A 14,239-nucleotide genomic window follows, 5' to 3' on the forward strand; every position below is an offset into this window, starting at 1 on the left:
ATCTCGACGGCACCCCGAATGTGAGGAGTCCAGGCATGACAGCAGCGACCGGAGTCGCAACGAAGGCACTTTTCGACCAGTCGCCGTCCCCACCGAAGGCCGAGCCCGCCCCGGCTTTCTCCCGCACGATCGAACGCGAGCTGGTGCACCGGGCGGCGGTGTCCGAGGTCTTCGTCACCGATCTTCGCCCGACGGGCGACGGCGCCTTCGCGGCCGGTGCGCAACTCCCGCTCTCGCACGGCTACTTCGCCGACCACCTGCGCGAACCGGCGTCGTACGACTTCCTGCTGCTGCTGGAGTCCGCCCGCCAGGCGTGCACGGCTGCCGGACACCTGTACCTCGGGGTGCCACGGGACACCGTGTTCCTCGTCAACGACTGGTCGATCCGCATCGACGACCTCGTCCCGCTCACACCGGGCAGCCGGCCCGGAGAACTGCACCTGACCGGCACCGGCGAGCGCCGCGAGGGCAGGGGCGGGCGGCTACGCGGGGTGAGCTACGACGTGGACCTGCGTCTGGGAGAAGGGCCCGTGGGCCACGTGCGGATCAACACCAGCACCTCGTCGGCCGAGGACTACCAGAAGCTCCGCTTCCTGCAGCGCCGGTCCACTCCGCCGCTGACCGAGGAGCTGGGCACCTTGGTGCGCAGCCAGGCCGCCGCCGACGTCGGCCGGAACAATCCGCTCAACGTCGTCCTGGGCGAGCCGGTGCACACCAAGGGCGCGGTGTCCGCGCAGGTCGAGCCGAGGCTGGACAACCGCAGCCTGTTCGACCACTCCTACGACCACGTCCCGGCGATGGTGCTCGCCGAGGCGGCCCGTCAGCTCGCCCACCTCGCAGGGGTGCCGGTGACCGCGTCGGTGACCGACTGTGCCGCCCGCTATCTGCGCTTCGTCGAGCTCGACAGCCCGGTCGTGGCAACGGGACGACCGGACGCGAACGGGCCCGGGTTCCTCGTGGAGTTCCGGCAGGACGGAGCGACGGTGGCCGAGACGGCCCTCACGTTCGCGGCTTCCGTCGCGTCCGCCAAGGAGGCGTCATGACCGTACGGGCGGTGTGGAGCGACTTCGGCGGTGTGCTGACCCCGCCGATCGGGCGGGACCTGGAGGACTTCTGTGCGCGGACCGGCATCCCGGCGCCCGCGTTCCGGGCGGCGATGGCCGAGGTCGCGCGACCCTTCGGCGGCGACATCATGGCGCCCCTGGACACTCCGCTGCTCAGCGAGGAGGAGTGGGCCGCCCGGGTGACCGCCGAGATCAGGGGGAGCACGGGCATCGACGTCGACCTGTCGGACTTCGGCGACCGGTGGTTCGAGGGCCGGCAGACCAATCACGACTGGCGGCGCTTTCTCCAGGAGGTCCACGACGCCGGGGGGTTCGTGGGACTGCTGTCGAACATGCCGCCCGCCTGGGACCGCCAGTGGCGGCGCATGGTCGAGCCCGACGGACTCTTCGACGCGCTGGTGCTGTCCTTCCAGGTGGGGGCGCGCAAGCCGGAGCGCAAGATCTTCGACCTCGCCGCCGAGGCGGCGTGCCTGCCGCCCGAGGAGTGCGTGCTCGTGGACGACATCGAGGCCAACTGCGCGGGCGCCGAGGCCGCCGGGTGGCAGGCCGTCCATTTCACCGGCGCCGCGGACGCGGTGGCCCGGCTGAGGCCGCTCCTCACACTTCCGTCTCCCCGGGCGGGAGCCGTCCCCCTCCCCGGCGTCTGATCCCCGTTTCGCCAGCGTCCCAAGTCAGGAGAGCACTGTGTCGCGAACCGTTCTCATCACCGGCGGAAACCGAGGGATCGGGCTTGCCCTCGCCCGGTCGTTCACCGCGGGCGGCGACAAGGTGGCCGTCACTCACCGGACCGGCGAGCCGCCCGAGGGGCTCTTCGGGGTGCGCTGCGACGTGACCGACCCCGAGGCGGCCGCACGCGCGGTGGCCGAGGTCGAGGCGCAGTTCGGGCCGGTACAGGTCCTGGTCGCCAACGCCGGCATCACCCGGGACGGCATCGCGCCCATGATGCGCGAGGAGGACTTCGAGGACGTCATCCAGACGAACCTCATCGGGTCGTTCCGGATGGCCCGGCTGGTCGCACGGTCGATGATCGGCGCCAAGTGGGGGCGAATCGTCTTCATGTCGTCGGTGATGGGTTTCCTCGGATCGCCCGGCCAGGCGAACTACGCCGCGTCCAAGTCCGGGATGCTCGGGCTGACCCGCTCGCTCGCCTGGGAGCTGGGCTCGCGCAACATCACCGTCAACATGGTCACCCCCGGCCTGATCGAGACCGACATGATCCAGGCGGTCAAGGACAAGCGCAAGGACCAGCTGCTGAGCCAGACACCACTGCGCCGCACCGGCACCCCCGAGGAGGTCGCCGAGGTGGTCCGCTTCCTCGCGAGCGACGGCGCCTCGTACGTCACCGGCGCGGCCGTTCCGGTGGGCGGCGGCCTGGCAATGGGCCAGTAGAACCGCCGCCGTACGCGGACCGGTCGATCCGCACCGCACCCCGACGGTACCCCTACGTCTCCCGGCACGAGTGACCGCTCGTGGCCGGTCCCCTCGGTGCCGCGCTTCGGCGGCGCCATGTACCGATTCGAAAGGAGTCCGTCGTGACGGACGAGGAAGTTCGCCAGATCGCCGTGGACATGGGTCTGATCTTCAACGACGGGAACGACGAGGTCGCACAGCGGCTGGTCGCCCCGGAGTTCATCGACTACGAGGCCCCGGAAGGATCGCCGCGCGGTCCCGAGGCGTACGCGAACACCGCGCGCTGGATGCGCGGTGTGTGGGAGGACGCGCGCTGGGAGATCGTGGACTCCTTCGCCAAGGGAGACAAAGCGACCCTGCGCGTCATCTTCACCGGCCGGCAGGTCACGGACTTCATGGGCGTGCCTGCGACCGGCACGAGCGTTCGCGTGCAGCACATCCACATCTACCGGGTCGCCGACGGCAAGGTCGTCGAACACTGGGCGGTCCGCGACGATCTGGAGCTGTTCCGTCAGCTCGGGGCCTGGGACAAGCCCTTGATGGGCGCGCCGAAGCCGGTGCCCACGGTCTGAACCCGTTGTCGACACCCGAGTGGGCGGCACCCTGACGAGGGTGCCGCCCACTCGGCATCGGTCTCCGCAGGCGTTCAGCGCTTGACCGGACCCACCCCGTTGAGCAATGTGTCCACCACCGTCGCGGCAAGGGTGTCCGGGTCCATGTCACTGGTCGCGGCCTCCAGGATCGCCTGCTCGATCAAAGCGTGGTAGACACGCTGCGCCCAGGCCAGGTCCGTGCCGGGGCGCAACAGCTCGGCCTCCTGGGCGCGTTCCAGCAGGAGCAGGCCCTTGGCGAAGATCCGCTCGTGCGCGGCGACGGCCGCGGGGTCGCGCAGCTGGGGCTGGCTGATGGCGAACCGCCAGCCGCTCTTGACCTGGATCACGTTCGCCGTGACCTGGTGGAGCGCCACCAGCGGGGGCGCGGTCTCCGGCCGGCCCGCGTCGATCGCCTCCTCGACCTGGCGGAAGGCGTGCGACGCCATCGCGTCGAGCAGCGCCTCGCGCGAGACGAACCGCCGGTGGACGGTGGTGCGCGCCACGCCCGCGGCGGCGGCGATCTGGGCCAGGCTCGCGCCGGGGTCCTCGCTCAGCACGCGCTCGGCGGTCTCGAGGATCGTACGGACGGTTCGCTCGGTGTCCGCGCGCAGCGGTCGCTCTCTCGTGGTGTCCGGCACGGTCGATCCGCCTTCCTCTCGCTCCCAGGTCCCTCCTCGGAGCCCCCCACCTCGTCAAACGTACATCAACGTAGCAAGATGGCGGAGACTTGCATCATCGATGTTGCATCTCACTCTTTTTTCGCTACATTGATGTAGCGAAGGGCGCAAGACTTGCAGCTAACAAGGAGTGAATCGCCATGTCCCAGGACCAGCAGGACTGGATCGAGACGTACGAGTTCCAGGAGGGCGTCACCGCGAGCGGCCCCGCGGAGCTGCAGAAGGTCGGCGTCCTCAAGATCGGCCGTCCGGAGGCGAGCCGCGTGCTGGTGCTGGTCGGCGGCCGCGAGGGCGGCGCGGCGGTCTTCAAGCACACCGCGCGCAGCCTCGCCGAGCACTCCGACGACCTCCAGGTCTGGGCGGTCGATCGCCGGGAGCAGAACCTCGCGGACCTCTCCGGATTCAGCCGCAGCCCCGAGGAGGCGACCGAGTACTACCTGGGCGGGCACTACACCGCGCACAAGCAGGAGGACTCCCTGTTCGCCGCCTCCTGGGGCCTGGAGGTCCTGGTGGAGGACCTGCGCCGCGTCGTCCTCGCCGCGTCCGACGGCGGCCGTCGCGAGGTGGTCCTCGGCGGTGTGTCCGTGGGCGCGACCGCCGCGGCGCTGTACGCGGGCTGGGACTTCGACGGCACCCCGGGCTACCGGGACCTGGCGGGTCTGGCGGTCGTCGACGGAGGCGTCCTCAACGCCTACTCGGGTGCCGGCATGGAGTTCGACCTGCCGCTGGAGGCCGCCGAGGGCTGGCTCGCGCAGATCGAACAGGGCGCCGTCTTCGAGGACTACACCAGCACCACTGTCGGCCTGGGCAGCCGCCCCGAGGACGCCGCCGTCTGGTTCCAGCTGGCCGCCGTACATGCCGTGGCCGACCCGGACGGCCCCGCCGTCCTCGCCGACCGGCTGCCCGAGGCCCACCTCACCGACCACAAGCTCACCAACGCCGGTCTGCTCGGCCACCTCTTCGACGCGCGGCGCGCCCACCCCTCGTTCTCGGTGCACGCCGGAACGCTGGAGGACAGCGGCACCTGGACCGACGGCGGCCCGACCCAGCTCGCCACGGTCACCGAGGCGTTCGCCGGGCCACAGCCGGGCGCATGGCTCTGGTACACGCTCAACCGTGTCCTGCTCGACTACGTGGCCGGCATCCCCTTCACGGAGACCGACGTCACCCGGCGCCTCGGCCTGCGCCTCACGCACACCGCCGAGATCGACGTGCCGCTGTACGCCTTCCAGTCGGCTCTGACAAACGGCACCACCGGGCAGGCGGCCGCGTCGGTGACCGCCGCCAGCCGCATCCCGGAGCTGGCGCTCCACTCGGACCCCGCCCTGAGCCACCAGGACGTCGTCTACGCCGACTGGGACGACAACCGCTTCCTGCAGACCCTGTCGCAGTTCCTGAAGAACCTTCCCCGCCGCGGCTGACCTGCCCTCCCACGAACCGGGCGGCAGGGGGCCTCACCCCCGTGCCCCCTGCCGCCCACCGACGTCCCCCTCGGAAGGAGCGCAGTCGGATGACTGCCGTCACCACCCTTGAGGCGCCCCCCCGGGCCGGCCTCACGATCTTCGCCCTGTGCCTGGCCGTCTCCATCGTCCCCATCGGCCTCAGCAGCGCGCCGGTGGCGCTGCCCGCGATCGGCCACGACCTCCACGCCGGCGTCGTACCGCTGCAGTGGGTCGTCAACGCCTACAACGTGGTCGCGGCGAGCTTCATGATGGCGGCGGGTTCCATCGCCGACCGGATCGGCCGCAAGAAGGTCTTCTCGTTCGGCGTCGGCCTGTACGGCGTCGCCTCGCTGATCGGCGCGCTCGCGGGGCAGATCATCGTCCTGGACATCGCGCGCGGCGTCGCCGGTGTCGCCGCCGCCGCCATCATGACCGCTGGCGTCTCCGTGATCGCCAACATGTTCCAGGGCGCCGCCCGCACGAAGGCATTCGCGTGGGTCGGCGTCACCATCGGCGCGGGCCTCGCGCTCGGCCCGACGACCTCCGGCCTACTGGTCTCCGGTCTCGGCTGGCGTTCCGTCTTCTACGTCCAGGTCGTCATCGCCCTGGTGTCCCTGGCGGGCTTCAAACTGGTGACGGAGTCCAAGAACCCGGACGCCGACGCCGTCGACTGGCCGGGCACGGTCACCTTCACCCTTGGGCTGTTCCTCTTCACACTCGGCGTCATCGAGGGGCCGCAGTGGGGGTGGGGCAGCGCGCCGGTCCTGGGCCTGTTCCTGGGCTGCGTGATCTTCCTCGGCGCCTTCGTCGCCGTCGAACGGCGCCAGGAGAAGCCCATGTTCGACCTGTCGCTGTTCACCGAGCCGCGCTTCCTGGCCGTCAACCTGCTGGCCACCGCGGTCTCCTTCGGCTTCGTCGGTCTGATGGTGCTGCTGCCCTCGTACCTGGTCGGTGCCAACGGGCTGAGCAACAGCGCGTCCGGTCTCACGATGCTGCTCCTTACCGGACCGGTGCTGGCGTTTCCACTGGTCGCCGGCCGCCTGGTGCAGTCCGGCGTCTCGATGCGGTCAATCCTCAGCGTCAGCCTGCTGCTGGTCGCCGCGGGGTGCGCCTGGCTGACCGTCGTCCACCCCGGCATCGGCCTGCTGGGCCTGGCCGGGCCGCTGCTGGTGATCGGCGTCGGCATCGGTCTCATCTACGGTCTTATGGATGGCGCGGCGGTCAGTACGGTGCCGCCCACCAAGGTCGGCATGGCCAGCGGCATGTTCAACACGATCCGGCTGGCCAGCGAGGCCGTTGCGGTGGCGGGTATGGTCGCCGCGCTGGTCTCCCTCGTGCAGGGCCGTATCTCCGACGGGCTCAACCGCTTCTCGCAGGGCACCGGCCTGGATACGCCCGGCGTCGCCGACAGCGTCACCAGCGGCAACGTCGACGGCCCGGCCGGGAAAGTGCCCACGGGTCAGCGCGCCCAGTTCGCGGACTTCCTCCGGGAGAGCTACACGCAGGGCTTCCAGGTCGTGCTGTGGAGCGCGGCGGGCATCTGCGTGGTCAGCGCGCTGGTGCTGTACCGCATCCTGACGGACCGTACGGACGACTCCGGCGAGGATACGGGGGTCGAACTGGGCGACGGATCGTCGTCGACGGCCGGGGCGACGGTCTGAACCGCCCGGGTGCCGGGCTGCGGCCGCCGCCCGGCACCGTCACCGTCGTCGGAGGGCGGCCGGACGGATGGGACGGCTGCGGGCCCTTGCCCGGAACGGCCGTCGCGTTGGACGGCTTCGGTCCCCCTGAGCGTCCACTCCCCGTCCACCCGGCCGAGGAGGAGCTGCTCCGGCGACTCCCGGTCCGACGGCAGGCGGACTTCGCCGCCGGCCGTCGGGCCGCGGCCAGGGCACTGGCCGCGCTTGGGCGCACCGGTCCGGTCCTGCGCAAAGGTCGGCGTCCCCACTTCCCCCCAGGGGTACGGGGGTCGATCAGCCACTGTGTGGGGCACATCGGAGCCTGCGTCGCGACCACCCACCCGGCGGTCGCCGCCGTCGGGATCGACCTCGAGCGCACCGACCGGCTCTCGCGCGGTGCCCTCCCTCTCATCTGCACGCCCCGGGAGGCCCGCTGGGTGACGGCGGCCCGGCGGCCAGAGAGCCGGCTGTCCGTGCTGTTCTCCGCCAAGGAGGCCGTCTACAAAGCGCTCTGCGCACTCCCCGTTGCCCGGCAACCGGTTTTCCACGACGCCGAACTGCATATAGCGGGCAACCGTATCGGCATATGCGTCACCGACGACCTCCTGCCGAAAAAGCACCACATCTTCGGCTGGCTTCGGCTTATGCGAGGAGGTCACGTGATGACGTGCGTGACTGTCGTCACGGATTCACGGTCAGAAATCCCGAGGAACATCAACCTTTGATGCACCTCCTTGCGGCACCCCACAAAGACGTGTGAGCCTTACAGTGAAAGATGTTTGCAGAGCACACACATCGGGGGTAAAAGTGCTTCGATTCAATATTCTAGGGCCATTGGAAATCACGTGGCACTCGGAACATATAGCCGCACCTCGCGGCCCGAAGGTCCGACAATTATTATCACTGCTCACCCTACAGCCCGGATCCGTTGTTTCACACGGGTCAATAGTGGATGAACTGTGGGGAAAGAACCCGCCGAAAACAGCACTGTCCACGGTGAGAACACACGTCTACCACCTACGGCAGATTCTCCGGCAGCAGGTCGGGGAACAGCTGCCGCCCGACCTCGTCGACACCTGGCCCATCGGCTACGTCCTGCAGGCTTCGCCGAAACAGGTGGATGCACAGCAGTTCCAGTGGCTCGCCCGCCAGGGCGAGACAGCCCTCGGCCGGGGCGATCTCGCGGCGGGCTCCGACCTGCTCAAACGGGCCCTGGAATTCTGGCGCGGAGACTCCCTCACAGACGTGACAAAGGGACCGATCCTCACCCAGCACGTGCAGCATCTCGAAGAACTCTACATCCGAGCCCTACAACTCCGCATAAGCGCGGACATGCAATTGGGGCTGCACAGCCACATGACGGCGGAACTGAGGAGCCTGGTCATCCGTCATCCACTGAACGAATGGCTACACGGCCAACTTATCACGGCCCTGCACCGCAGCGGCAGACGCGGGGAGGCGCTGCATTCGTACCGTGATTTGCGAACGATACTACGGGAAGAACTCGGCCTGGATCCGTCGGCGGAACTCCAGCACCTGCATCAGACGATCCTGTGCGACAGTATCGGCGACGAGAATTCGGAGAATTTTCCGACCGGAATATTGGGAACGATGCTCGGAACACCAATCAGGCAGGCGTCGTGAAAAGTTTCCGGCCCGGTCCGAGGAGTTAATCGTGCGCAAGGTGCTCATCGCCAATCGTGGCGAAATCGCTGTCCGCGTGGCCCGGGCCTGCCGGGACGCCGGCATCGCGAGCGTGGCCGTGTACGCCGACCCGGACCGGCACGCGCCGCATGTCCGCGCCGCGGACGAGGCGCTTGCCCTCGGCGGTGACACACCAGCGACCAGTTACCTGGACATCGAGAAGATCCTGCACGCGGCCCGAGGGTCCGATGCGGACGCCATCCACCCGGGCTACGGCTTCCTGTCGGAGAACGCCGACTTCGCGCAAGCGGTCCTGGACGCGGGCCTGATCTGGATCGGCCCGCCACCGCAGGCGATCCGGGACCTGGGTGACAAGGTCGCCGCCCGACACATCGCCCAGCGCGCCGGTGCACCGCTGGTGGCGGGTACGCCGGACCCCGTCTCCGGTGCATACGAGGTCGTCGCGTTCGCCGAGGAGCGCGGCCTGCCGATCGCGATCAAAGCCGCGTTCGGTGGCGGCGGTCGTGGCCTGAAGGTCGCGCGGACGCTGGAAGAGGTGCCCGAGCTCTACGAGTCGGCGGTCCGCGAGGCTGTCGCCGCCTTTGGTCGCGGCGAGTGCTTCGTGGAACGGTACCTGGACAAGCCACGGCACGTGGAGACGCAGTGCCTCGCAGACCGGCACGGCAACGTCGTGGTCGTCTCGACGCGTGACTGCTCGCTCCAGCGCCGCCACCAGAAGCTGGTCGAGGAGGCGCCCGCGCCGTTCCTGTCCGATGCCCAGGTCGCCGAGCTGTACGCCTCTTCCAAGGCGATCCTGAAGGAGGCCGGCTACGTCGGCGCCGGCACTGTCGAGTTCCTCGTCGGCGCGGACGGCACGATCTCCTTCCTGGAGGTCAACACCCGCCTCCAGGTCGAACACCCGGTCACCGAGGAAGTCGCCGGCATCGACCTGGTCCGCGAGATGTTCCGCATCGCCGACGGCGAGGAACTCGGCTACGGCGACCCCGAACTGCGCGGCCACTCCTTCGAGTTCCGCATCAACGGCGAGGACCCGGGCCGCGGCTTCCTGCCCGCCCCCGGCACGGTGACGCTGTTCGCCCCGCCGTCGGGTCCGGGTGTGCGCCTGGACGCGGGCGTCGAGTCCGGCAGTGTGATCGGCCCGGCCTGGGACTCCCTGCTGGCGAAGCTGATCATCACCGGCGCTACCCGCGAGCAGGCCCTGCAGCGCGCGGCCCGCGCCCTGGAGGAGTTCCAGGTCGAGGGCATGGCCACCGCCATCCCCTTCCACCGCACGGTCGTCAAGGATCCCGCCTTCGCCCCCGAACTGACCGGCTCCGCCGACCCGTTCACGGTCCACACCCGCTGGATCGAGACCGAGTTCGTCAACAAGATCCCCGCCTTCGCCACCCCCGCCGACACCGACACCGACGAGGAGCCCGGCCGCGAGACGGTCGTCGTCGAGGTCGGCGGCAAGCGCCTCGAGGTCTCCCTCCCGTCCTCGCTCGGCATGTCCCTGGCCCGCACCGGCCTGGCCGCCGGCGCCAAGCACAAGCGCCGCGCGGCCAAGAAGTCCGGCCCGGTCGCCTCCGGCGACACCCTCGCCTCCCCGATGCAGGGCACGATCGTCAAGGTCGCGGTCGAGGAGGGCCAGGAGGTCAAGGAAGGCGACCTGGTCGTCGTACTCGAGGCCATGAAGATGGAGCAGCCCCTCAACGCCCACCGCTCGGGCACCGTCAAGGGCCTCGGGGTGGAGGTCGGAGCGTCCCTGACCTCCGGCGCGGCCATCTGCGAGATCAAGGCGTGATGTCCGGGCTATCCCTCCCTCCCAACGCGCCCCTCAGCACCCAGAGAAAGGCACTTCCCATGTCCCGAGCCCGCATGCGACGACGCCTCCGCGGCACGATCGTCCCCGGAGTCCTCGTTCTCGCCGCCGCCCTTATGGCCCCCACGGCCGCGACCGCCCAGGCCGCCGACCGCCCCGTGCACAGCGTCCCGGGTGCGGACCTGCCCGCGATTGTCCAGGGCTCCGGCCACGCCATCCATCCCGAGGGCGTCACCTGGGACCCAACGCGTAACGCATTCCTCATCGGCTCACTCCGCTACGGCACGGTGTCCGTGGTCGGAGCCGACGGCGTCCCCCACACACTGGTCGAAGACCCCTACCTGATCGCCACCGGGGGCGTCCGCGTCGACGTGGCCCGCAACCGCCTTCTGGTCACGTACGACGACGTCTACGCCGGGCCGAACGCGCTGCTCAGCGTCGGTTCCACCGCCGAGACGCGCGGCCGGCACGCGGGGCTGGCCATCTACGACCTGGCGACCGGCGCTCTGGAACGGCACATCGACCTGGGCGAGGCCCCCGGCTGGCACCTCGCCAACGACGTAGCGCTCGACCCCGTCGGCAACGCCTATGTGACCGACTCGTTCTCCGGCCACATCTTCAAGGTCACGCCCTCGGGCGAGAAGTCGACGTTCCTATACGACCCCGCCCTGGACGCCGGGATCACCGACGATCTGCCCAACGTCGGCCTGAACGGGATCGTCTACCACCCCGGCGGCTACCTCCTGGCGGTGCGCTACGACACCGGACAGATCTTCCGTATCCCGCTCAACCACCCGGAAGGGTTCACCGAGGTCACCCTCCAGGACAAGGTGCCCGGCGCGGATGGCATGGCCCTCGCACCCGACGGCACGCTCTGGGCCGCCACCAACACCATCCGCTCCAACGGCATCGACGGCGTGTTCCAGCTCCGCTCGGACGACGGCTGGCGCACCGCGTACACGGTGAGCAAGCATGCCTCGCCGGAGGCCGCCCCGACCACGGTGGCCATCACCCCGTCGGGTGACTACGTGCTCAGCAGCAACCTCAACGTGCTCTTCGGCAGCGGTGGCAAGGAGACGCGCGACGGCTTCGTCCTGCGTCGGTACTGACCAGCCGCACCCACCACCGGAACCACGGGAGAGGAACCAATGCACCACCGTCTGCTCGCCGGCCTGGAGGTCTCCGTCCTCGGCCTCGGCTGCATGGGCATGAGTGACATGTACGGCGCCCGCGACGACGCGGAGTCCGCCGCGACGATCCACCGGGCCCTGGACGGCGGGGTCACGCTGCTAGACACCGCGGACATGTACGGGCCGTTCACGAACGAACGCCTGGTCGGCAGGGCGATCGCCGGGCGGCGCAGCCAGGTCGTACTCGCGACCAAGTTCGGCATCGAACGGCTCGAGGACGGCACAGTCAAGGGCGTCAACGGGCGGCCGGAGTACGTGCGCGCGGCCTGCGACGCATCCCTTCGACGACTCTGCGTCGAGCACATCGACCTCTACTACCAGCACCGTGTGGACCCCGCGGTGCCCATCGAGGAGACCTGGGGTGCCATGGCCGAGCTGGTGACCGCCGGGAAGGTACGCCACCTGGGCATCTCGGAGGCCGCGCCTCAGACGCTGCGCCGCGCGCACGCCGTACACCCGGTGGCCGCGGGCCAGTACGAGTACTCGCTGTTCACCAGGGACATCGAGGAGACCTTGCTGCCGACCCTGCGCGAACTCGGCATCGGGCTCGTGGCCTACAGCCCGATCAGCCGGGGTCTGCTCGGTGGCGCCGTCACCGACCGGAAGGCGCTCGCTCCCGGCGACGCCCGCCGCGGGGCGCCGCGGTTCCAGGAGGTGAGCCTCGCGGCGAACCTCTCGCTGGTCGCGGAGCTCCAGAAACTCGCCGCCGAACTCGGCGTGACCGCCGCGCAGGTGTCCTTGGCCTGGGTCCTGGCCCAGGGCCCGGACATCGTCCCCGTGCCGGGTACGAAACGGCGCGTCTACCTCGACGAGAACATCCGGGCGGCCGACCTGGAACTGACGGCGCAGCAGCTCGCCGCCATCGAGGAGGCCGTGCCCGCGTCAGCCGTGGCAGGTGCCCGCTACGACGAAGCCCGGATGGCCACCGTCAACCTCTGACACCGCTCGACCCCACCCGCTCTTGGGAGACACCAGATGAACATCACCGTGCTCGGCGCCACCGGATCGACGGGGCTACGCGTCGTCGACCAACTGCTGGCCCAGGGCCACACCGTCCGCGCCACCGTCCGCACCCAGGCGAAGGCGGACGAGCTGGTGCGCCGGGACCTGGAGGCCTCGGTCCTCGACCTCGCGGCCCCCGGGCCGCGGTTCGCCGACGTCTTCGCCGGGTCGGACGCCATCATGAACGCGGCGGCCACGCGCAGCATGGACCTGCAGCAGGCCGAGCTGATCGACCACCACGGGATCGTCGCGGCCGTCGACGCGGCGGTCTCGGTCGGCGCCAAGCGCTGGGTCCAGCTGTCAATGTGGGGCACCGCAGAGCCCACCCGACTGCCGGGCTACCTCCAGGCCACCGCCCGGGCCAAGCTCGCCGCCGACCGCCACCTCGAACAGTCGGACCTCAACTGGACCATCGTGCGCCCGCCGTGGCTGAACGACAACACCGCCACCGACCAGATCACCGTCGGTGACGAGGTCGAGGAGGGCTCGCTGAGCCGCAACGACCTCGCCACGGTCCTGGTCTCCTGCCTCGACCATCCGGCCACGTTCCAGCGGGCGTTCGAGGTGACCGGCGGCGGCCGGCCGATCGCAGCCGCGCTCGACTCACTGGCGGTCTGAGCTACGGTCGACCGACTACGAAGAAGGGGTGTACGGCCGACGACCGTGCACCCCTTCTCCTCCGGCATGCTTTCTGGTCACCACCGTCGCGGTCCGCCTCGTCGCCAGGTCGTAGATGTAACGAGACCCTCAGGCCAGACGGCGGGACAGCTCGACCATGCCACTCGCTGGCCCGGCCAGCACGGCGAGCGACTCCGGCAGCGCCTAACCCGGACTCCGCGTTGTCGGAAAGTCACAAAGACAGAGCTCGACACCCCTTCCGCCGACAGCTCCACGGCTACGTCCCGTGCACCGGCGCTGCACGGATGGCCACCCCTTGGCCACCCCACGTTTCATCCATACTGACTCACGAATCAGCCACTCCGCATGAAACCGAAGGCCAGTGCCGATACTTGACATCGGAGGTGCGTTACTGACTCCAGAGAGTGAAACCTCTGACCTACGCGCATTCCATGCACAGGCAGCTGAAGCGCCACATGCGCACATTCCAAGGTCAAGAAACGAAGAAACCGCAGGTCAGATCCTGACCTGCGGTTTCCCATGGAGCCGCCTTCGGGATTCGAACCCGAGACCTACGCCGTACGAGACCGTGAGCGTTCGTGCTGCGTGGTGCCTGGTAATGCTACTGAGTGACGTTTTACCTGATCAGAGCACGTGCGACTGGTTGGACTGTGCCCCCTGGTATTACGTCGTCCAAAGGCATCCGGCCACCGGCTGGCCACCGGGGCACGCACCACTAGCGGCAAGGACCCGCGACACAGGGGTTGTCGGCTTCCCACAGACTCTCCTGGGAGCGGTCGCCACTCCCCAGCGGATCGCCGTCGGCGTCGGCTTAACTCGGGTCTGGATCACCTTCCGGATCCCAACCCGCCGTAGAGGCCACACCCCTGCGGGACCCGACGGCAGATCGCCCCGTTTTGCGCGAACAGAGGTACGACTTCGGGATGTCGGCCGCCATATCGGACCGCTGAGCCAGGATTCGCCACGGGGGAAGTCCGGCCAATCTAGTACTCCAGTTGTAGATCGCGATCTTCATGCCTGAGTGGCTTGTCGCTGGTAGTGGCTGTCCTGGGATCGGGCCTGGTGGCGGCGTCGCCA

Annotated in this window: 13 protein-coding genes; 12 read left to right on the forward strand and 1 reads right to left on the reverse strand. The window is 69.4% G+C overall.

What is annotated here, in order from left to right; genetic code table 11:
- Positions 1-35: 35 nt before the first annotated feature.
- From AB0D57_RS32720 to AB0D57_RS32735, 4 genes are all read left to right on the forward strand, one after another.
- The gene (locus AB0D57_RS32720) at positions 36-1,043 is read left to right on the forward strand and encodes a ScbA/BarX family gamma-butyrolactone biosynthesis protein (protein ID WP_362081316.1); all 1,008 of its coding nucleotides are present in this window, start codon (positions 36-38) and stop codon (positions 1,041-1,043) included.
- A complete protein-coding gene (locus tag AB0D57_RS32725; RefSeq protein WP_362081319.1) occupies positions 1,040-1,711 on the forward strand; it encodes an HAD family phosphatase in 672 nt (223 codons plus the stop codon). The genes AB0D57_RS32720 and AB0D57_RS32725 overlap by 4 nt, the downstream gene beginning before the upstream one ends.
- 37 nt (positions 1,712-1,748) lie before the next feature.
- Positions 1,749-2,453: a 3-oxoacyl-ACP reductase FabG gene (fabG, locus tag AB0D57_RS32730; protein WP_362081322.1), complete on the forward strand. Its 705-nt coding sequence runs from the start codon at positions 1,749-1,751 to the stop codon at positions 2,451-2,453.
- Between the two features lie 143 nt (positions 2,454-2,596).
- A complete protein-coding gene (locus AB0D57_RS32735; RefSeq protein ID WP_362081325.1) occupies positions 2,597-3,046 on the forward strand; it encodes an ester cyclase in 450 nt (149 codons plus the stop codon).
- 74 nt (positions 3,047-3,120) lie between these two features.
- On the opposite strand, the gene AB0D57_RS32740 is transcribed toward AB0D57_RS32735, so the two are convergent.
- Entirely contained in the window at positions 3,121-3,705 is a 585-nt protein-coding gene (locus tag AB0D57_RS32740) for a TetR family transcriptional regulator (protein WP_362081328.1), read from the reverse strand.
- A 179-nt stretch (positions 3,706-3,884) separates the two neighbouring features.
- Here AB0D57_RS32740 and AB0D57_RS32745 point away from each other — a divergent pair, with 179 nt between their 5' ends.
- From AB0D57_RS32745 to AB0D57_RS32780, 8 genes are all read left to right on the forward strand, one after another.
- Complete coding sequence (locus AB0D57_RS32745; RefSeq protein WP_362081331.1) at positions 3,885-5,165, forward strand: alpha/beta hydrolase; 1,281 nt, start codon at positions 3,885-3,887, stop codon at positions 5,163-5,165.
- Positions 5,166-5,254: 89 nt separating this feature from the next.
- A complete protein-coding gene (locus tag AB0D57_RS32750) occupies positions 5,255-6,847 on the forward strand; it encodes an MFS transporter (RefSeq protein ID WP_362081334.1) in 1,593 nt (530 codons plus the stop codon).
- 107 nt (positions 6,848-6,954) lie between these two features.
- A complete protein-coding gene (locus AB0D57_RS32755; protein ID WP_362081359.1) occupies positions 6,955-7,590 on the forward strand; it encodes a 4'-phosphopantetheinyl transferase superfamily protein in 636 nt (211 codons plus the stop codon).
- Between the two features lie 82 nt (positions 7,591-7,672).
- Entirely contained in the window at positions 7,673-8,509 is an 837-nt protein-coding gene (locus AB0D57_RS32760; protein WP_362081337.1) for an AfsR/SARP family transcriptional regulator, read from the forward strand.
- Between the two features lie 31 nt (positions 8,510-8,540).
- Positions 8,541-10,313: a biotin carboxylase N-terminal domain-containing protein gene (locus AB0D57_RS32765; RefSeq protein WP_362081340.1), complete on the forward strand. Its 1,773-nt coding sequence runs from the start codon at positions 8,541-8,543 to the stop codon at positions 10,311-10,313.
- A 74-nt stretch (positions 10,314-10,387) separates the two neighbouring features.
- The gene (locus AB0D57_RS32770) at positions 10,388-11,440 is read left to right on the forward strand and encodes a hypothetical protein (protein WP_362081343.1); all 1,053 of its coding nucleotides are present in this window, start codon (positions 10,388-10,390) and stop codon (positions 11,438-11,440) included.
- Positions 11,441-11,479: 39 nt separating this feature from the next.
- The gene (locus AB0D57_RS32775; protein ID WP_362081346.1) at positions 11,480-12,460 is read left to right on the forward strand and encodes an aldo/keto reductase; all 981 of its coding nucleotides are present in this window, start codon (positions 11,480-11,482) and stop codon (positions 12,458-12,460) included.
- Positions 12,461-12,496: 36 nt separating this feature from the next.
- Positions 12,497-13,141 carry an NAD(P)H-binding protein gene (locus AB0D57_RS32780; RefSeq protein WP_362081349.1) on the forward strand — a complete coding sequence of 215 codons (645 nt, stop codon included), beginning with the start codon at positions 12,497-12,499 and terminating at the stop codon, positions 13,139-13,141.
- The last annotated feature ends 1,098 nt before the right edge of the window (positions 13,142-14,239 follow it).

It is taken from the genome of Streptomyces sp. NPDC048275, assembly GCF_040652275.1.
Classification (GTDB): domain Bacteria; phylum Actinomycetota; class Actinomycetes; order Streptomycetales; family Streptomycetaceae; genus Streptomyces.